This is a genomic window from Mesorhizobium sp. WSM4836 (assembly GCF_055811815.1).
In genome coordinates, this window is the sequence record NZ_JBVVQF010000004.1 from 165,656 (window position 1) to 184,247 (window position 18,592).

Annotated in this window: 15 protein-coding genes; 3 read left to right on the forward strand and 12 right to left on the reverse strand. The window is 62.1% G+C overall.

Annotated features, from left to right (window positions below):
• Positions 1-7: 7 nt before the first annotated feature.
• The gene (gene kynU, locus AC0L2P_RS06915) at positions 8-1,255 is read right to left on the reverse strand and encodes a kynureninase (protein WP_473500472.1); all 1,248 of its coding nucleotides are present in this window, start codon (positions 1,253-1,255) and stop codon (positions 8-10) included.
• A 445-nt stretch (positions 1,256-1,700) separates the two neighbouring features.
• Here kynU and lexA point away from each other — a divergent pair, with 445 nt between their 5' ends.
• Positions 1,701-2,432, forward strand: coding sequence for a transcriptional repressor LexA (gene lexA, locus AC0L2P_RS06920; protein ID WP_473500473.1), 732 nt, complete (start codon positions 1,701-1,703; stop codon positions 2,430-2,432).
• Here the strand turns inward: lexA and AC0L2P_RS06925 are convergent.
• Complete coding sequence (locus AC0L2P_RS06925) at positions 2,426-4,891, reverse strand: ComEC/Rec2 family competence protein (RefSeq protein ID WP_473500474.1); 2,466 nt, start codon at positions 4,889-4,891, stop codon at positions 2,426-2,428. The two genes, lexA and AC0L2P_RS06925, sit on opposite strands and share 7 nt — an antisense overlap.
• Before the next feature lie 96 nt (positions 4,892-4,987).
• Here AC0L2P_RS06925 and gltX point away from each other — a divergent pair, with 96 nt between their 5' ends.
• On the forward strand, positions 4,988-6,409 hold the full coding sequence (gene gltX, locus AC0L2P_RS06930; protein ID WP_473500475.1) for a glutamate--tRNA ligase: 1,422 nt from the start codon (positions 4,988-4,990) through the stop codon (positions 6,407-6,409).
• Between the two features lie 175 nt (positions 6,410-6,584).
• Entirely contained in the window at positions 6,585-7,913 is a 1,329-nt protein-coding gene (gene gltA, locus AC0L2P_RS06935; RefSeq protein WP_473500476.1) for a citrate synthase, read from the forward strand.
• Positions 7,914-7,982: 69 nt separating this feature from the next.
• On the opposite strand, the gene lpxB is transcribed toward gltA, so the two are convergent.
• The 10 genes from lpxB to frr form a co-directional block, all read right to left on the reverse strand.
• Positions 7,983-9,149 carry a lipid-A-disaccharide synthase gene (gene lpxB / locus AC0L2P_RS06940; protein ID WP_473500477.1) on the reverse strand — a complete coding sequence of 389 codons (1,167 nt, stop codon included), beginning with the start codon at positions 9,147-9,149 and terminating at the stop codon, positions 7,983-7,985.
• A complete protein-coding gene (locus AC0L2P_RS06945; RefSeq protein WP_473500478.1) occupies positions 9,139-10,041 on the reverse strand; it encodes an LpxI family protein in 903 nt (300 codons plus the stop codon). Before AC0L2P_RS06945 ends, lpxB begins: the two co-directional genes overlap by 11 nt.
• A 6-nt stretch (positions 10,042-10,047) precedes the next feature.
• A complete protein-coding gene (gene lpxA, locus AC0L2P_RS06950) occupies positions 10,048-10,872 on the reverse strand; it encodes an acyl-ACP--UDP-N-acetylglucosamine O-acyltransferase (RefSeq protein ID WP_473500479.1) in 825 nt (274 codons plus the stop codon).
• A gap of 13 nt (positions 10,873-10,885) precedes the next feature.
• Positions 10,886-11,350: a 3-hydroxyacyl-ACP dehydratase FabZ gene (gene fabZ / locus AC0L2P_RS06955; protein ID WP_473500480.1), complete on the reverse strand. Its 465-nt coding sequence runs from the start codon at positions 11,348-11,350 to the stop codon at positions 10,886-10,888.
• Positions 11,343-12,401: a UDP-3-O-(3-hydroxymyristoyl)glucosamine N-acyltransferase gene (gene lpxD, locus AC0L2P_RS06960; protein ID WP_473500481.1), complete on the reverse strand. Its 1,059-nt coding sequence runs from the start codon at positions 12,399-12,401 to the stop codon at positions 11,343-11,345. The genes fabZ and lpxD overlap by 8 nt, the downstream gene beginning before the upstream one ends.
• Positions 12,402-12,581: 180 nt before the next feature.
• Entirely contained in the window at positions 12,582-14,933 is a 2,352-nt protein-coding gene (gene bamA, locus AC0L2P_RS06965; protein WP_473500482.1) for an outer membrane protein assembly factor BamA, read from the reverse strand.
• Positions 14,934-15,150: 217 nt separating this feature from the next.
• On the reverse strand, positions 15,151-16,293 hold the full coding sequence (rseP, locus tag AC0L2P_RS06970) for an RIP metalloprotease RseP (RefSeq protein ID WP_473500483.1): 1,143 nt from the start codon (positions 16,291-16,293) through the stop codon (positions 15,151-15,153).
• Between the two features lie 103 nt (positions 16,294-16,396).
• Complete coding sequence (locus AC0L2P_RS06975; protein ID WP_473500484.1) at positions 16,397-17,230, reverse strand: phosphatidate cytidylyltransferase; 834 nt, start codon at positions 17,228-17,230, stop codon at positions 16,397-16,399.
• Between the two features lie 3 nt (positions 17,231-17,233).
• Positions 17,234-17,956 carry an isoprenyl transferase gene (locus AC0L2P_RS06980; protein ID WP_473500485.1) on the reverse strand — a complete coding sequence of 241 codons (723 nt, stop codon included), beginning with the start codon at positions 17,954-17,956 and terminating at the stop codon, positions 17,234-17,236.
• A 32-nt stretch (positions 17,957-17,988) separates the two neighbouring features.
• Complete coding sequence (gene frr, locus AC0L2P_RS06985; RefSeq protein WP_084640965.1) at positions 17,989-18,543, reverse strand: ribosome recycling factor; 555 nt, start codon at positions 18,541-18,543, stop codon at positions 17,989-17,991.
• Between the last annotated feature and the right edge of the window lie 49 nt (positions 18,544-18,592).

Genomic DNA, 18,592 nt, shown 5'->3' on the forward strand with positions numbered 1-18,592 from the left:
ATCAATCTCAAGTGACAGCCGCCTTGATGGCGAAGCGCGCATCCTTCCACCCACCGGTGCGCAGGATGTCCTCAAGCACTTCGACGGCCTGCCAGACATCGGCATAGCCGACATAGAGCGGGGTGAAGCCGAAGCGCATCGTCGATGGCGCGCGAAAATCGCCGATCACGCCACGTTCGATCAGCGCGCGCATGATCTGGTAGCCATGCTCATGCATGAATGAAATCTGGCTGCCGCGTTTTTTCCCGTCGCGCGTGCTTTCGAGCGTGAGCCCGTAAGTGCCGCACTTTGCCTCGACAAGCTCGATGAACAGATCGGTCAGCGCGATGCTCTTCTTGCGCACTGCCGTCATGTCGACATCGTTCCAGACGTCGAGCGCGCCCTTCAGCGTGCGCATCGACAGGACCGGCTGGGTGCCGCACAGAAAACGGCGGATGCCGGTGCCGGCCGTATAGCCTGGCTCGAAGGCGAATGGCCGTGCATGCCCCCACCAGCCGGTGAGCGGCTGCTGGATGTCGGCAAGATGCCGCTCAGCCGCATAGATGAAGGCAGGCGCGCCCGGTCCGCCATTCAGATATTTGTAGGTGCAGCCAGCGGCAAAATCGGCGTTTGCCTTGTCGAGCTCGACTGGCATCGCACCGGCGGTGTGGCAGAGATCCCAGACGACCATCGCACCGGCTTCCTGGGCCCTGCGCGTCAGCGCGGGCATATCGCGCAGTTCGCCCGACTTGTAGTTGACGTGATTAACCAGCACCACGGCGGTGCGTTCGTCGATCAGCTCTTCGATGGTCGGCGCGTCGACACCCGACAGGCGCAGCAGCGTATCTTTTTGCGTGGAAACCACACCCTCAGCCATGTAGAGGTCGGTCGGAAAACTATCGCCCTCGGCGACGATGACCCGCCGCTCCGGCCGCATGGCCATGGCGGCGTGCAGCAGCTTGTAGATGTTGACCGACGTCGTGTCGCAGACCACCGTCTGGCCGGCCGCGGCACCGATCAGGCGCCCGAGCTGGTCGCCAAGTTCAAGCGGCATGTTGAACCAGCCGGCCGTGTTCCATGCGCGGATGAGATCATGCGACCATTCTTCGGTCGCGGCCTTGCGCAATTCATCGAAAGCGGCACGTGAAGCAGCTCCTAGCGAATTGCCGTCGAGATAGACCACTCCTTGCGGCAACACAAAGCGGTCGCGCATTGCCCGCAGCGGATCCGCGGCATCCATCGCCTTTATGGCCGCGAGATCGGGAATCCCTGTCATGATTTGACTGCTCCCCCAAGATCCAACGCAACGCCGGACACGCATCGACTGTTCTTCCAATACCTGGTTGCGCGCAGCAAGGCTCACCGGCGAGAAGCGCCCTGACCAGGCGGTGGAAACGAGGACTTAACCGAGGTTGGCGTTTTGAGTTCGTTTCGTTCACGGTGCATTGACCAAACCGCAGAGTCGATACGAGTTCAATTCCGTGCCCTTTGCCGACCGGCGGCCGAAGGCCAGCGTGGCCTTTCGGGAAGCCAGAAGAGCGCAAACGAAAGCAGAATCAAGGCGATGAGGCTCGCGGCGGTGAAAATGGGGTACCCCGGTAGAGGCGTCGTTTGTTTCCCGAGCCTTAACGCATTCATTAAACTTTAAACAGTTGCGGAACACAACTGGAACAGATAGTGTTTGTTCTGGGTTTGTTTTTCTGATTCTGTTGGGGGTCGTTATGCTGACACGCAAACAACACGAACTGCTTATGTTCATCCACGAAAGGTTGAAGGAAAGCGGTATCCCGCCTTCCTTCGACGAGATGAAGGAAGCGCTCGACCTGGCTTCCAAATCCGGAATCCACCGGCTGATTACGGCGCTGGAGGAGCGCGGCTTCATTCGCCGTTTGCCCAACCGGGCCCGTGCGCTGGAGGTGCTGCGCCTGCCTGACTCGATCGCCCCCGGCCTCAATGCGGCACGCAAGTTCTCGCCGAGTGTCATCCAGGGCAGTCTTGGGCAAGGCGGTCCTCGGCAAGGCAAGCCGGCCCCTTCGCGCCCTGCAGCCGGCAATGATGACGATGTCGTCGCCGCCATTTCGATCCCAGTGATGGGCCGCATCGCCGCCGGTGTGCCGATCGATGCCATCCAGCACCAGACGCATTCGATTTCGGTGCCGCCGGATATGATCATGGGCGGCGAGCATTATGCGCTCGAGGTCAAAGGTGATTCGATGATCGAGGCCGGCATTTTCGACGGCGACACGGTGATTATCCGCAATGCCGATACGGCGAGCCCCGGTGAGATCGTGGTGGCACTGGTCGACGAGGAGGAAGCGACGCTGAAGCGCTTCCGCCGCAAGGGCGCCTCGATCGCCCTGGAAGCCGCCAATCCGGCCTACGAGACGCGCATCTTCGGACCAGACAGGGTCAAGGTGCAAGGCAAGCTCGTCGGACTGATCCGCCGCTACTGAGTTCCGCCCTTGGCGCCAGCTTTGGGTTTGTCGGCCCTGCGGTATGGCGGCAGGCCCCGTGCCGCGCGTGAAAATTTTCGCTGCACGTGCCAGGGCCGGTATGATTTTTCGATCGCGAAACGGATTTCGGCGCGCGTTGCCGCTTGTGGATCGAAATAGACGGCCGCACTTCCCGCGCGCGCCAGTTGCCGTTTGGTGACGACGAGGACCAGCCGGTCGTAGTAGCAGGGATTATGGGCGGTGGCGTCGTCGATGACGATCAAGCTGGCAAAGGCGCAGGCTGGCCCTGCAGCATCGCGGTCCTTGGCTTGCGCGATGATCGCGCCGGATGGATGCCGGGCAAGGCAGAGACCGTCCGTGCAAATGAACGGCATGCCGGGCGGTAGGTCGGCCGGATCGGCAATGTCGAATTGCGGATCGTTCTTTCCAGGTGTTTCCGGCGCGACGATAGCCTCTGATGTGAGCGCGCGTTTCCAGTTGTCGATGGTGAACTCATTCGGGCCTGCCCGGTTGACCGCGAGTTCACCGCTGCCGATCGGCAGCGCGACCAGCCGTGCGTCCTCCGAGATCAATACATCGGGTACGCGGGTCTGCGTTGTCGTTAGCAAGCCGGCGAGCGCAAAAGGAAGTGCCACGAGCCGCAGCCAGGTCGTCGCCATGCTGGCAATGACGAGGGCGATCGTCACCAAAAGGACAGATCTCAGCGAAATCAGCCCGACCGCATCGATCGGCGAGCGTTCGGAGATCCACCCGGACAGGGCGATCATCGCCGTCAGCCCCTTGCCCATCACGTAGAGGAAAGGCCCGTCCGCGCCGAACGGCATCGCCAGCGCACTGAGGACGGCGAAGGGCATGACGACCAGTGAGACGATAGGCATGATGGCCAGATTGGCGAGCAGGCTGAGCGGCGCCACGCGCTGGAAATGCCATATGGCGAAAAGCGCCGTGGCGCTCCCTGCAATGATCGAGGTCATCGCCAGGCCGCCCATCCCCAGCAGAACCTTTCGAGCGGCAAAGCGTAGCGGCGACCGCCGGGGCGGCGGCGTGGTGGCCCTGCCGGCGCGGTAATCGGACCAGCCTGCATAGGCGCCGACAAGGGCCGCCGTCGCGGCGAAGGACATCTGGAAGCTCGGACCGACCACCTCGTGCGGCGACACCAGAATGACCGCGATGGCCGAGATCGCCAGATTGCGCATGGTGAGCGCGGCCCGGTCGAACAGCACGGCGATAAGCATCACCGCCAACATGATGAAGCTGCGTTCGGCCGCCACCACAATGCCGGAAAAGACGAGGTAGGCCGCAATCGAAAAAAGCGCGGCGGCGGCCGCATATTTCTTGACCGGCCGTCGCGATGAGAAATCCGGAAACAGCGCAAAGGCGCCGCGCAGCAGCGCCATGATGGTGCCGGCGACCAACGCCATATGCAGCCCCGAGATGGAGATGATGTGGTAGATGCCGGTACGCCGCATCGCTTCGTTGATCTCTTCGGGAATGCCGGCGCGCACGCCGACGATCAGCGCAGCAGCAATCTCGCCCTCAGCGCCGCCGATGACGCTGCGGATATGGTCCGCGATGGATTCGCGCGCGTCTTCGATCGCGGAAGAAAGCCGCGCGGCAAGCGGCATGCTGCCCGACGGCACGACTTTCGGATTGCCCAGAAAAAAGCCGCTGCCGCCGATACCGGCGAAATAGCTGTCGAAGGAGAAATCATAGCTGTCGGGCCGCACCGGCCCGGTCGGCGGCAGCAGCCGCGCATAGCCGGCGATCTCGGAACCGGCGGTCAGCTCAGCCGGTATCTTCATCGCCGAAACGCGGACCCGTTCCGGCATGTAGCGCAGTGTCGGCCTGGCAGTCGAGATCACATCGATCGTCAGCCTGATGCGGCCGCTCGCCATGGGCTCGAACGATACGACGCGACCCGTGAGGCGCGTCGAGATTTCGGAACCGAGCATATGCGTTCCGACACGCCAGGTCTCGACCTTGGCGGCAAGCACGCCAAGCGCGCAGAGCAACGCCGCCATGAAGCATAGGCGGGTTCTGGGCCACGACCGCGAGGCGACGGCACAGACGGCTGCCAAGGCGACGATTGCGATCGGCTGTGGAAAGGCTGGCTCTACCGCCAGCGAAAAATATACGACCACCCCGCATGCGAGGAACACCGGCACCAGCAGGAAGGCGACCCCACGGTCGAGCTCCAGGCCGGCCGCCGAGGTTACGCCGTTGCGGAGACGGGACGGTGACGGGAGGCGGAAACGCCGGCGTAGGCGCACGATGGGCTCGGCCGCGGGCACGGGAACCGTTGCTGGGTCGCTCGCCGGCAGCGACCGGGCATCAAAGCGTGGAGCCGGCAGCAAGGCCGGTGCCGGCAGGACAGGCAGGGGCGTGGCAAACAGCAAGCGTTCGCTGACGCCGCTGCCAACGTCCTCGCCCTCGCCCGCACCACGGCCTCGCACAGCCATCGGGTCTGCCCCTTGCGCCCTCGACCTCCTATGCTACATGAACGCGCAACGCGCGAAAGTCCGCAAACCCACTTCCTTCGCCTGCCTGAGAGTTCCATGCCCGACAAGGTCGTCACCCGTTTTGCCCCCTCGCCCACCGGCTATCTGCATATTGGCGGGGCGCGCACGGCGCTGTTCAACTGGCTGTATGCCAAGCACACAGCCGGCACGATGCTGCTGCGCATCGAGGACACCGACCGCGAGCGTTCCACCGATGCGGCAACCGCGGCCATCCTCGACGGGCTTTCCTGGCTCGGCCTGACATGGGACGGTGAGCCGGTGTCGCAGTTCGAGCGTGCGCCGCGCCATCGCGAGGTTGCCGAGGAGCTCGTTCGCATGGGCAAGGCCTATTATTGTTATGCGACGCCTGCCGAGTTGGAGGCAATGCGCGAGAGCGCACGGGCCAAGGGGCTACCTCCCCGCTATGACGGTCGCTGGCGCGACCGCGACCCCTCGGAGGCGCCGGCCGGCGCCAAGGGGGCGATCCGCATCAAGGCGCCGACAGACGGCGAGACGGTTGTGCATGACCGCGTCCAGGGCGACGTGCGCTTTCCCAACAAGGATCTCGACGATTTCATTATTCTGCGCTCGGACGGCAACCCGACCTACATGCATGCCGTCGTCGTCGACGATCACGACATGGGCGTCACCCACATCATCCGCGGCGACGACCATTTGACCAATGCCGCCCGCCAGACGGTGATCTACCATGCCATGGGGTGGGAGGTGCCGTCGATGTCGCATATCCCGCTGATCCACGGTGCCGACGGCGCCAAGCTTTCGAAACGTCACGGTGCGCTCGGCGTCGAGGCCTATCGAGCCATGGGCTACCTGCCAGAGGCGCTGCTCAATTATCTGGCGAGGCTTGGCTGGAGCCACGGCGACGATGAGATCATGTCGATCGCCGACATGATCGCATGGTTCGACATCGGCGACGTCAACAAAGGCGCCGCCCGTTTCGACTTCGCCAAGCTCGAGGCGCTGAACGGCGTGCACATGCGCCGCATGAACGACGCGACGCTGCTCGATATCCTCATCGCCACTCTGCCCTATCTCGAAGGCGGCCCGGCGATCGCAGCTAGCCTCGACGACAGACGCAAGGCGCAATTGCTTGCCGCTTTGCCGGGCCTGAAGGAACGCGCAAAGACGCTGGTCGAACTTGTTGAAAGGGCTGCATTCCTGTTCGTCGAGCGGCCGCTGCCGGTCGACGAGAAGGCGGCGGCGCTGCTCAGCGGTGAGGCGCGCGCGATCCTGCAGGGCGCTCATGCGGCACTGGCCGCGGTTTCTGAATGGTCTGCCGCCTCGGCGGAAGCCGCGATCCGCGACTATGCGCAGGCCGGCGGCCACAAACTCGGCGCCGTGGCCCAACCGTTGCGGGCCGCGCTCACCGGCAAAAGCACCTCGCCCGGCGTCTTCGATGTGCTGGCCGTGCTTGGCCGCGAGGAAAGTCTGGCGCGGATCGCTGATCAAATCGATTAGGAAACTGGCCCAAGAAGATTGGCATTGAAAGGTGTGTTTCGCAGTGCAACATTGGGTCTTGGCCTAAATCTGGCCCGCAGATTCAGTTGCGGGCGCAAATGTGCGTATTCCGATGCTTTTGACGTGTTCAGATATTTTGCTGTTGCCGGCCTGAGGAAACAAAAAGGAGTTTGCTATGACCGAACCTGCGACAAAGATGGAATTTGGCGGCAAAACCCAGGCGTCGACGGCAAAACTGCAACTCGACGGCAAAACCCATGAATTCAAGATACGAAGTGGTTCGGTAGGACCAGACGTCATCGACATCGGTTCGCTCTACAACACCACCGGCGTCTTTACCTATGATCCCGGCTTTACGTCGACGGCGAGCTGCGAATCGGAAATCACCTTCATCGATGGCGATGCCGGTATTCTTTTGCACCGCGGCTACCCAATCGACCAGCTGGCCGAGCACGGCGACTTCCTCGAAGTCTGCTATCTCTTGCTCTACGGAGAACTACCGACCAAGGCGCAGAAGGACGATTTCGACTACCGGGTGACGCGCCACACCATGGTTCATGAGCAGATGTCGCGCTTCTTCACCGGCTTCCGCCGCGATGCGCATCCGATGGCGGTGATGTGCGGCGTGGTCGGCGCGCTGTCGGCCTTCTATCACGATTCGACCGACATCTCCGACCCTTATCAACGCATGGTCGCCTCAATGCGGCTGATCGCCAAGATGCCGACGATCGCGGCGATGGCGTACAAATACCACATCGGCCAGCCGTTCATTTACCCGAAGAACGAGCTGAATTTCGCAGCCAATTTCCTGCACATGTGCTTCGCCGTGCCTTGCGAGGAATACAAGATCAATCCGGTGCTGGCGCGCGCGATGGAGCGCATCTTCATCTTGCACGCCGATCACGAACAGAACGCCTCGACTTCGACCGTCCGTCTGGCCGGCTCGTCTGGCGCCAATCCCTTTGCCTGTATCGCTGCCGGCATCGCCTGCCTGTGGGGTCCCGCACATGGCGGCGCCAACGAAGCGGCCCTGAACATGCTGGGCGAGATCGGCCATGTCGATCACATCCCGGAATTCATTGCGCGCGCCAAAGATAAGAACGATCCGTTCCGATTGATGGGATTTGGCCACCGCGTTTACAAGAACTACGATCCGCGCGCCAAGATCATGCAGAAGACCGCGCACGAGGTCCTGGGCGAGCTCGGCATCAAGGACGATCCGCTGCTCGACATCGCCATGGAGCTGGAAAAAATCGCGCTGACCGATTCCTATTTCATCGAGAAGAAGCTCTATCCGAACGTCGATTTCTATTCCGGAATAACGCTAAAGGCGCTGGGCTTCCCCACCACCATGTTCACCGTGCTGTTCGCGGTCGCCCGCACCGTCGGCTGGATCGCGCAGTGGAAGGAGATGATCGAGGACCCGCACCAGAAGATCGGTCGCCCGCGACAGCTCTATACGGGCGCGCCGGAACGGGATTATGTGCCGATCGCGAAGCGGTGAAGATAGAGAATAGTGAATAGGAGTAGCGAAGCGTCGCTCGTTGTCTATACAAGCCTGTTCACTACTCACTCACTTCCCCACCATCCCCATCACCACCCCCGCGGCAATCTCGCCTGACGGCTTGGCGGTTGCCATACGCCCGGCAATGTCGGCAAAACCATCCTTCTGCCAGGTGCGGTAGGCGGTATCGGAGAACAGCGCTTCCAGCTGCCGCGCCTGATAATGCGGCCGCACATATTGGTTGTAGTGTTCCGGCACAACCGGCCGGTCGGCGATGAGATTGGGCAAGGCTGCGCTCCATACTTTGATCAGCGGCTGCGCCATGCGCATGACGGGATCGAGCCGGTAGCAGGAGATCATCGGCACACCCGCCAGTGCCAGTTCCAGCGATACGGTCCCCGACGCGATCAGCGCCGCATCCGCCTTGCCGAAGGCCTGCCATTTACGTTCGGCATCAAGGATGATCTCCGGCTTCTCGTCCCAGCTCGCAACCGAGGTCCTGACCAGGTCGGCGACGTGCGGGACGGTTGGCAACAGCAGGCGCAGGCGGTGCCCGCGTCCCCGCAGGATCGACACCGTTTCGCCGAACGGCCCGACCAGGCGTCGCACCTCGCCGCGACGCGAACCGGGCAAGACAAGCAAGGTTTTGACGTGATCTGCGGACAGGTCACGCGGCTGCGCCTGCGCCCTGGCGGCACTGATTATGCCCGGATCATGTGCAAGGCGATGCCCGACATAGGTGCCAGGCGGCCCGCCCAGGCGAGCGAGTTCCTTCACCTCGAACGGCAGGACGCAAAGGATGTGATCGACATATGGCTTCATCGCCGCCGCCCTGCCCGGTCGCCAAGCCCACACGCTCGGGCAGACATAGTGGACAATCGGAATCGTCGGATCGGCGGCACGCACCTTTTTGCCGACGCGCAGCGAGAAATCCGGGCTGTCGATGGTGATAAGACAGTCGGGCTTTTCATCGACAATGGCGTTTGCCGTCTGGCCGATCCGCCGTATCAGGCGCGGCAGGTCGCGCAGAATAGCGCTAAGCCCCATCAGCGCGATCTCGTTGCCGTCGAACAATGGCGCCACGCCGAGCGCCTGCAAATGGCGGCCGCCAATGCCTACGAGCCGAACGTCGCGCCCGGTCATGCGCTTTAACGCCTGCACAAGGTCGGCGCCAAGCAGGTCGCCGGACTCCTCGCCGGCGACGACGGCTATCTTCAACGGCCGCTCATTCGCCATGCGCCGGCTCCGCAGCAGGCAGGCCGATCACGAACAGGCCTAGCGCATTGGCACGCCCGATCGTGGCGGGACCTTCGAGCACCAGCGAACGGCCGGCTTCGACGGCAATGCCGGCCAGTCCGGCGGCATGCGCCGCACCGACGGTCAGCGGACCGATGGAGGGCAGATCGGCACGCAGTTCCTGACCGGGCTTGGCGCATTTGACCAGGACGCCACGCGTCCTGCCGGCCAGCCTGCCGTGCCCGCGCAACTCCCTTGTCCGCTCGAGCAGCCCGTCGGTGCCTTCGACGCCTTCCAACGCAATGGCGCGGCCGCCGACCGCAACAGCCGCCTGGCCGATATCCAGCGCGCCGATGGCTTTTGCCGCCGCGTGCGCCGCCTCGATGTCGCGCCAGTCGGATTTGCGTGGCGCCGCCTTGGTCAGCAGGCCTTCGGCGGCGACCAGCTCCGGCACGATCTCGTGAGCGCCGACGACCTTGATGCCGCTGCGCTCGATCCTGCGCACGAACAGTTTCAGCACTGTATCGTCCCCCCGGGTTACACCGACGAAGAGACTGGGAAGCCAGGCGAGCAGGCCCAAATTGAGGCGCATGGCGCTCAGCCTGGGGCGGCGCGTGATATGACCCGCGGTTACGAGATGCGTAACGTGATGCCGCTTAAGGATCGGCAGCAGCGAGCCGACGTCTTCCAACCTCAAGGTTGCCTGCTCATAGGGCTCGAAATCGGCTATGCGATCGACCTCGCCGGCCGCGATCACGACGAAGGGCGATTTTCCTTGCCGGGCGAGCGCTCGGGCAATTTCGACCGGGAGACTGCCGCCGCCGGCGATGATGCCGACCTTGGCATCTGGCGCGAGATCAAGGCCCTTTCCGGCAGCCTCAATCTTCGTCATCTGCCCTCAGTCTTCATCGGTATCGTCGCCATCTTTAAGCGACGGCACGGCATAGTGCCGCTTGCCACGGCCAGCGATGAAATCGACGATCTTCATGGCAGTCGGCGACAAGGCGAATTCCGCCTTGGCGAATTCGATGTTTTCGCCGACGGTCCGAGAACGATCGAAGATCGTCTTGTAGGCTTTGCGCAGCAAGTGGATCTCCGAACGCGGCAGGCCGGCACGCTTCAGGCCAATGACGTTGAGGCCGCGAAGACTGGCACGGTTGCCAACCGCGATAGCGTAGGGAATGACGTCGCCGACGATCGCCGAGCAGCCGCCGAGAAAGGCGTTATCGCCGATGCGGACAAACTGATGAACCGCGGTAAGGCCGCCGATGTAGACATTGTCACCGACTTCGCAATGCCCGCCTAACGTGGCTTGATTGGCGAAAGTGGCGTTCTTGCCGACCACGCAGTCATGGGCAATATGGGCATAGGCGAGAAAATTGCCGTTGTCGCCGACCGTCGTTTCGGCGCGGCTGGAATCGGTACCGAGATGCATGGTGACGCCTTCGCGGATCATGCAGTTCTCGCCGATCACCAGTGTGGTACGGCCACCCTTGTGTTTGGTGTTCTGCGGCGGTCCGCCCAGTATCGCCATTGGATAAACCTTGGTCGATGCACCGATGGTGGTCGCGCCCATCACCGAGACATGGCTGACCAGTTCGACGCGGTCGCCGATCACGGCGTCGGGGCCGATGTGGCAGAAGGGCCCGATGCGGGCGCCCTCGCCGATTTGGGCTCCTGCCTCGATGACCGACGATGGATGGATGACTGTCTGGATTTTCATTAGCATTCGTTTATCAGCCGCTTGCGACCATCATCGCCGATATCTCGGCTTCCGCCGCCTTGGCGCCATCGACGAGGGCCTCGCAAGCGAATTTGAGAAGATTGCCGCGTTTTTTGATTTTTTTCACATGGATTTTCAACTGGTCGCCTGGAACGACCGGCTTGCGGAACTTGGCATTGTCTATGGTCAGGAAATAAACCAGCGACGGCTTTTCAGTACCGAGGCTGCGGATGCAGATAGCGCCGGCCGTCTGTGCCATCGCCTCGACGATCAGCACGCCGGGCATGACCGGCTGGTCGGGGAAATGACCTTGGAAATGCGGCTCGTTTATGGTGACGTTCTTGATGCCGATGGCGGATTCGTCACCATCGATGTCGACGATACGGTCGATCATCAAGAACGGATAGCGGTGCGGCAGGAGCTTCATCAGCCGCATTATGTCAACCGCTTCGAGCGTCGCCGCTGCGATGTCAGCCATTTCCCCCCTCACCCTGTTTGCGCGTCCGTGCAAGTCTGCGCAAGGCCGCTATCTCGCGCATGGCTTCCGCCATCGGCTGCGCCGGATATCCTCCCCAAATCTCACCTGCAGGCACATTGCTCATAAACCCGCTTCTTGCCGCAAGCTTGGCCCCGGACCCTATAGTCAAATGATCCGCTAGGCCGACGCCGCCACCCATGGTGACGTTGTCGCCTACCGTCACGGAACCGGAGATACCCGAAAGCCCTGCAATTATGCAATTGCGGCCGATGCGAACGTTGTGCGCGATCTGCACCAGATTGTCGATCTTGGTGCCCTGGCCGATGATCGTGTCGGACATGGCGCCGCGATCGACAGTCGTATTCGACCCGATCTCGACGTCGTCCTGGATGATTACGCGGCCGATCTGCGGAACCCGCTCAGGACCCTTGGCGCCGGCCACAAAACCGAAGCCATCCTGGCCGATCCTGGCACCGCCATGAATGATGACGTGATTGCCAATCAACGCATATTGCACGCTGGCACCTGGACCGACATAGCCGTCGCGGCCGATCTGCGAGGACGGACCGATGACCGCATGAGGGGCAATGACGGTTCCGCTGCCGATGGCCGCGCGCGGTCCGATGACCGCGCCTGCTTCGATGATCGCGCCGGCCTCGACATGCGCAGTGGGATCGACATGGGCGTACGGCGAGATACCGGTTTCGCCGGTCATCGGTCCAGGTGTCGCAGCCGCCGGGAACAGCAGGCGCCCCACCATTGCGAATGCCTGCTGCGGGCGCGGATGCACCAGCACCGCGATGCCTGCCGGCGCCTTGCCGGCAAATTCGGAAGGGCAGAGAACCGCTGCCGCCCGCAGCGACTGCATCAGGGTGAAATTGCGCCTGCCATCGACGAAGACAAGAGCGTTCTCGCCGCCTTCGTTGGCGGGCGCCAGAGCCTCTATCGACACGTCGGAGAGGCCGGAATCGACAAGCGTCGAGCCGGTCAGATTCGCGACTTCGCCGGCCGTATACCGGCGTGAGGGCGCGAAGAACACCGGATCGGTCATTCCAGAAGCAATATCCAGCTAGCGCATGACCCCGAAAATCGGAAATCGACCCTCGGAAAGGATCATGCGCAAATCAAAGTGCTACAACGTCCTTTCCGCGTCCGATAGGACGCGCTGCGCTGTAGTGTCGGATCACTGCCCTCCGGATCCAAACGAGCCGGAAGCATCGTTGCCCGCAGATCAGAAGCGGGTCGATATGCCGAAGTTGAATTCCTGCACGTCGTCGGTCTTTTCCTTCTTGACCGGGATCGCATAGTCGATGCGGATCGGACCGAAGGGCGATGCCCACATCAAGCCAACACCGACAGAAGCGCGCCATTCCATTCCGGTTGTCGACTGATCGACGAGGGCGGAGGCAATCTTGCTGCCATAGAGCGTTGCCGCGTCGGCAAACACCGCGCCGCGCAAGCCGAAGCTTTCCGGGATGACCGGCAGCGGGAACTGCGCCTCCGCTGAGGCATTGAAATAAGTGGTGCCGCCGAGATGGTCATTGCTGTTGTCCGAAGCAACCGGGCCGATGCCGCCATATTCGAAACCGCGGATCATGCGATCGCTGCTTTGGAAATGGTCGAAGACACGTAGGTCGCCGCTGCCGTACCCCTGCACATGGCCGGCGCCGCCAGAAATGAGGCCCACCAGGTCCAATTGTTCGGACAGCGTCTGATAGATGCTGCCGCGCGCCGTCACCTTGATGAATTTAGCGTCACCGCCCAAGCCAGCCACTTCCGTGTTGACGTTGGCATAGATGCCTTCATGCGGGTTCTTCATGTCGTCGATGGTGTTATAGAGCAGGCCGAGACTGACCGACGACTTGAGCCACGGGCTCTCTTCGACGCCGTTTTTGATCGCCTGGGAGACGTCGCAGGTGGCGGGGTCGCAGCCTTCGTCGAACTCATACTTCTCTTGTGCGATGTTATACGCCAGTTGCGTCGAGATATTGTCGGTAATCGGTAGGCCGAAGCGCACCGTTGCGCCTGTCGTATCGCTATCGTAATGGTCGTAGTTGCGGGTTTGTTTGTAGATGTCGAAACCGGCGGCGATACGGCGACCGAGGAAATATGGTTCGGTAAACGAGAAGCTGTAGTCGCGAGAGTTCTTGCCGCCACCGGCCGCCACCTTGATGAATTGGCCGCGGCCGAGGAAGTTGCGCTCGCTGATTGAACCTTCGACGGACGGACCTGCCGTCTCGCCACCAGTCGAATAGCCGGCACCGACCGAGAATTCACCGGTCGATTTCTCGACCACGTCGACCACCAGCACAACCTGGTCCGGCTCAGAACCCGGAACGGTGGAAATATCGACTTTCTCAAAATAATCGAGCGCTTCCAGCCGCCTCTTCGCGCGCTGGATGAGAACCTGGTTGAAAGCATCGCCTTCGCTGACATCGAATTCGCGGCGAATGACGTAGTCGCGCGTCCGATCATTCCCGCGAATCTCGATACGCTCGACATAGGCCTTGGTGCCCTGGTCGATCGTATAAACGACCGAAATCGTGTGGTTCTCGAAGTTGCGGTCGCCGCGCGGCGTCACCTGGGCGAAGGCATAGCCGGATCCAGCCACCTCCTCGGTCAGCGCGATGATCGTGTCCTCGACGTCCTTGGCGTTGTAGACATCCCCCTTGTGTGTCTCGACCACCGATTCAAGCGACTTGCTGTCGACCTCGGGGATCGTGCTTTCGACGCTGACATCCCCGAACGTATAACGCTCGCCCTCCTGCACCGTGATGGTGACGGTGTATTTGTTGGTGGTGTCGTCGAGTTCGCCGACGGCCGAGACGACCTGGAAGTCGGCATAGCCGTGATTGTAGTAGAAGCGGCGCAGCAGCTCCTGATCGGCGCGCAGCTTATCCTCGTCATAAACGTCGTCGCGCAGCACAAACGACAGGAAGGATGAGCGCTTGGTGGAGATAATGTCCGACAGCCGGCGGCTCGAAAAGGCGCTGTTGCCGACGAAATTGATCGCTGCAATCTGGGTGCGGCCGCCTTCGTTGATGTTGAAGACCACGTTTACCCGGTTGTCTCCGAGATCCATGATCTGGGTGGTCACGGCGGCGTCGTCGCGGCCGATACGCCGGTATGCGGCCTTGACCGCCTCGACATCGGCGTCGAGCTGCTGTTGCGAAAAGGTGCCGCGCGGCTTCAATTGCACCGCGGCTTCAAGCGCGTTGTCCTTGAGCTTCTTGTTGCCCTGGAACAGCACCTGGTTGACGACCTGGTATTCGGAAACCTTGATGACCAGCGTCGATCCGACCTGGTTGATCTGCACGTCCGAAAACAGCCCGGTGCCAAACAGCGCCTTGACCGCATCGTCGATGTCCGAACTTGAAAACGCCTTGCCGGGTTTGATCGTCACGTAATTACGGATGGTGTCCGCGTCGACACGCTGATTGCCGGTGACTTCGACTCTGGAGACGACAGCCGCCTCGGCGGCCGATGTGGCAACGAACTGTACTGCGAGCGCGCCTGGTACAACCAGAGCGGCGGACATAGCCACCGCGGACGCGGCGCTCAGAAACTTGGATGCTGCCTTCATCGGGCTTTTGTACCTTTTCTCGAAGTCCCCACGGCGAGAAAACCGGACGTGCGGTAATTTCCCCTACCGTATTAACCGGATTTTCCCTACACGCAAGGCTTCTGGTTAATTTGTATTTACTTAACCCTGTGGCGTGGCTTTCGCGTCACGCATATCCCTACGCATGGTAAACGGCGTCTCAACATTGCTCGTGCCGAAGCCAAATTCCTTCATGATTTCAGCACCCAAACAGATCGTTCCAGAAAACAAAGCCCATGAACCCGAGCACCAACATGAGGCCGCTTCGGTAAGCCATTTCCATCATCCGTTCGGACACCGGCCGCCGGATGACAGCCTCCACGCCGTAGAACAGAAGATGCCCTCCGTCGAGGGGGGGAATCGGCAAAAGGTTGAGGATCCCTATCCCGACTGACAGGAATGCAACAAGCTGCACGAGCCATTCAAAGCCGAGCTTTGCCGCCTGACCCGACATCTTGGCGATCTTGATGGGGCCGCCCAGCTGGCACTTGTCCTCGCGACCGACAACGAAACGTTGCAGGAACTGGCCGGTGCGCTGGATGACGTGTCCGGTTTCCTGGACCGCTGCCCCGACCGCCCCGGCCGGACTGTAGGTGATCAGCCGCGGCTGCCCGAGTTCCTTGTTGTTGACGACGCCGATCACGGCCACCTGGACCTTGTTGCCCAGCGCGTCTTGTTGTTCCATCAAGCGCGGCGTCGCCGTGACGGTGATTTCCTTGCCGCCGCGTAGCATGACGAAGGTGATGCTGTCGCCGGCGCGGCCAGAGACCAGACGCTGGACGTCGGCAAAGGTCTCGACCTTGCTGCCGTCGACGCTGACGAATCGGTCGCCGGGCATGATGCCGGCCCCGGCGGCCGGACTGCTGACGGTGACCTCAGCCACCATCGGCTCCAGCACGGGCCGGCCATGGACGGAAAACAGTACGGCAAAGACGGCGATCGTCAGCAGGAAGTTGAACAGCGGCCCCGCTACGACGGTCGCCGCGCGCTTCCAGATCGGCTGCGTGTGGAAGGCGACCTTGCGTTCCTCGTCGCTCAGCGCCTTGATCTCCTCGGAGCTGGGCTGGCTCGACGTCGCGTTCATGTCGCCGACGAACTTGACGTAGCCGCCGAGCGGTATGGCGCAAAGCTTCCAGCGCGTGCCGCGGCTATCGTTGAAGCCGATGATCTCGGGGCCGAAACCTATCGAGAAAGCTTTTGCGCCGATACCGCACCAGCGCCCGACGAGGTAATGGCCCATTTCGTGGACGAAAACGACCACGGTCAGCACGAACAGGAAAGGCACCAGCGTGCCGAGGACAAAGCCCTCTGTGCTGAAAACCGCGTGAAGAATCTCGTTCAACTCATGTCCTCAAATTCATCCACGGCACAGATCACGCCGGACTGTGACATCAATCCAGGCGAATCCATGGCGCAGCCCCGCGCCGGCCCACCGACGATGCCGCTCAAACCGGAAACAGTCCTTGTGCCGGATGATCGGCGGTCGCGCAAATCCAGCCGATGACGTATAGGGCGAAAGCCGCCGCGACAAGCCCATCGACCCGATCCATGATGCCGCCATGGCCGGGTATCAGCGTGCCGGAATCTTTACGGCCGTGGCGTCGCTTGACCCATGATTCGAACAGGTCGCCGGCCTGCGCGACGATCGAAAGCACCAGTGCGACCACGCCAAGCACGACGAGGTTGCCCGTTCCGGCTACGGCGGCCAGAAATAGCCCGGCGACTACGCCGCCGACGACCCCACCGAGCGCCCCGCTCCGCGTCTTGCCCGGCGAGATCGACGGCGCCAGCCTTGGACCACCGACGGAGCGGCCGACGAAATAGGCAAAGATATCGGTGGCCCAGACCACGGCGAACAGGAAAAGAATGGCCAGCAGCCCGGACCGGTCGCCGTCGCGCAGCAAAGCCAGCGACAGGCCGGACACGGCTGCATAGGCCAGGCCGGATGCTTCCCACGGTCCTGCGCTGCGCATGAAAGCCGCGACGGCAGCGACAGCAACCAGAGTCGCGACGAGCGGCAGCAGCAAAGACGCAGGCAGGCCGGCGACCAGGGCACCAATAAAGACCACGATCAGCGCCTCGGGCAGAAAGCCGAGACCTGCCGCAGCATTAGCACCTGGCGGGGCAACGGGGCGGCTCATCCGCGTCCACTCGTAGAAGATCACCGCCGCCATAGCAGCGCAAAGCAACCGGAAGGACAGTCCGCCGAGCCAGGTCAGGCCAAGCGTAACGATGGCGAGCACGGCGGCCGAAATGACCCGGAGTTGGAGGTTGCTCATCCCTCAGCCTGAGGCAACATCTTGGGCGGCAAGTCCGCCGAAGCGGCGCTCGCGGCCGGCGAAATCGCGCAGTGCATCGGACAGGTGCTCGCGACTGAAGTCGGGCCAATAGCAAGGCAGGAAAACGAGTTCGCTGTAGGCAGCCTGCCATAACAGGAAATTCGACAACCGAAGCTCGCCGCTGGTGCGGATGACCAGTTCCGGATCCGGAATGCCCTCTGTATCGAGCGAGCTGGCAAAGGAATCGGCCGTGATCGCCTCGCTGTCGATCTCACCGCGCGCCACCGCCGCTGCGAGCTTGCGCGCGGTGCGAACGATCTCGTCGCGCCCGCCGTAGTTGAAGGCAATCACCAGCGTCAGCGCCTTATTGCGGAGAGTAAGCGTTTCGGCTTCCTCGAGCAGGCCCCTTATGTCGGGCTGCAGCCCTGCCCTGTCACCGATGACCCTGATCCGCACCCCACTCTGGTGCAATTCGGCGAGGTCACGTCGGATGAAAAGCTTCAGCAGGCCCATGAGGTCGCTGACTTCGGATTTCGGCCGTGACCAATTTTCCGATGAAAAAGCGTAGACCGTTAGGAAGGAGATGCCGAGGTCGGGGGCGGCGCGCACAGTCTTGCGCAGCGCCTCGACGCCGGCGCGGTGACCGGCCAGCCGCGGCAAGCCGCGCGCCTTGGCCCAGCGGCCGTTTCCGTCCATGATGATCGCGACATGCGCGGGCGTTGCCATGTTCTCACTTCCGGGCCAGCCGTGGCCAGACCCTAGACCTGCATGATTTCCGCTTCCTTGTCGGAAAGCAGGTGGTCGATGGTGCTGATTGTCTCGTCGGTCAGTTTCTGAACCTGGTCGGCCCGTTTGCGATGGTCATCCTCACTGATGTCGCCGTCCTTTTCCGCCTTTTTCAGAAAGTCCATGCCGTCCCGGCGAACGTGGCGTGCGGCGACGCGGGCATTCTCGGCATAGCCATGCGAGATCTTGACCAGCTCCTTGCGGCGCTGTTCGTTGAGCTCGGGCAGCGGGATCCTGAGATTGGTTCCGTCGACGATAGGATTGAAGCCGAGATTGGCTTCACGGATGGCGCGGTCGACGGCGCTGACCATCGACTTGTCCCAGACCGAAACCGAAATCATGCGCGGTTCCGGCACCGACACTGTTGCCACCTGGTTGATCGGCATGGTGGTGCCATAAGCCTGCACCTGGACGGCATCGAGAAGGTTGCTCGACGCGCGGCCGGTGCGCAGCGAAGCCAGGTCATGCTTGAACGCGGCGATCGCCCCGTCCATGCGCCGTTTAAGATCGTCGTATTCGCCACTCATCATCGTCTCCTCGACCCGTTAACCGGGGTTCACTGCTTAGGCCCTGTTC

What these genes read in the sequence shown, in the direction of transcription:
- kynU (WP_473500472.1), bottom strand. Translation starts at nt 1,255, where the DNA reads ATGACAGGGATTCCCGATCTCGCGGCCATAAAGGCGATGGATGCCGCG.
- lexA (WP_473500473.1), top strand. Translation starts at nt 1,701, where the DNA reads ATGCTGACACGCAAACAACACGAACTGCTTATGTTCATCCACGAAAGG.
- AC0L2P_RS06925 (WP_473500474.1), bottom strand. Translation starts at nt 4,891, where the DNA reads ATGGCTGTGCGAGGCCGTGGTGCGGGCGAGGGCGAGGACGTTGGCAGC.
- gltX (WP_473500475.1), top strand. Translation starts at nt 4,988, where the DNA reads ATGCCCGACAAGGTCGTCACCCGTTTTGCCCCCTCGCCCACCGGCTAT.
- gltA (WP_473500476.1), top strand. Translation starts at nt 6,585, where the DNA reads ATGACCGAACCTGCGACAAAGATGGAATTTGGCGGCAAAACCCAGGCG.
- lpxB (WP_473500477.1), bottom strand. Translation starts at nt 9,149, where the DNA reads ATGGCGAATGAGCGGCCGTTGAAGATAGCCGTCGTCGCCGGCGAGGAG.
- AC0L2P_RS06945 (WP_473500478.1), bottom strand. Translation starts at nt 10,041, where the DNA reads ATGACGAAGATTGAGGCTGCCGGAAAGGGCCTTGATCTCGCGCCAGAT.
- lpxA (WP_473500479.1), bottom strand. Translation starts at nt 10,872, where the DNA reads ATGAAAATCCAGACAGTCATCCATCCATCGTCGGTCATCGAGGCAGGA.
- fabZ (WP_473500480.1), bottom strand. Translation starts at nt 11,350, where the DNA reads ATGGCTGACATCGCAGCGGCGACGCTCGAAGCGGTTGACATAATGCGG.
- lpxD (WP_473500481.1), bottom strand. Translation starts at nt 12,401, where the DNA reads ATGACCGATCCGGTGTTCTTCGCGCCCTCACGCCGGTATACGGCCGGC.
- bamA (WP_473500482.1), bottom strand. Translation starts at nt 14,933, where the DNA reads ATGAAGGCAGCATCCAAGTTTCTGAGCGCCGCGTCCGCGGTGGCTATG.
- AC0L2P_RS06975 (WP_473500484.1), bottom strand. Translation starts at nt 17,230, where the DNA reads ATGAGCAACCTCCAACTCCGGGTCATTTCGGCCGCCGTGCTCGCCATC.
- AC0L2P_RS06980 (WP_473500485.1), bottom strand. Translation starts at nt 17,956, where the DNA reads ATGGCAACGCCCGCGCATGTCGCGATCATCATGGACGGAAACGGCCGC.
- frr (WP_084640965.1), bottom strand. Translation starts at nt 18,543, where the DNA reads ATGAGTGGCGAATACGACGATCTTAAACGGCGCATGGACGGGGCGATC.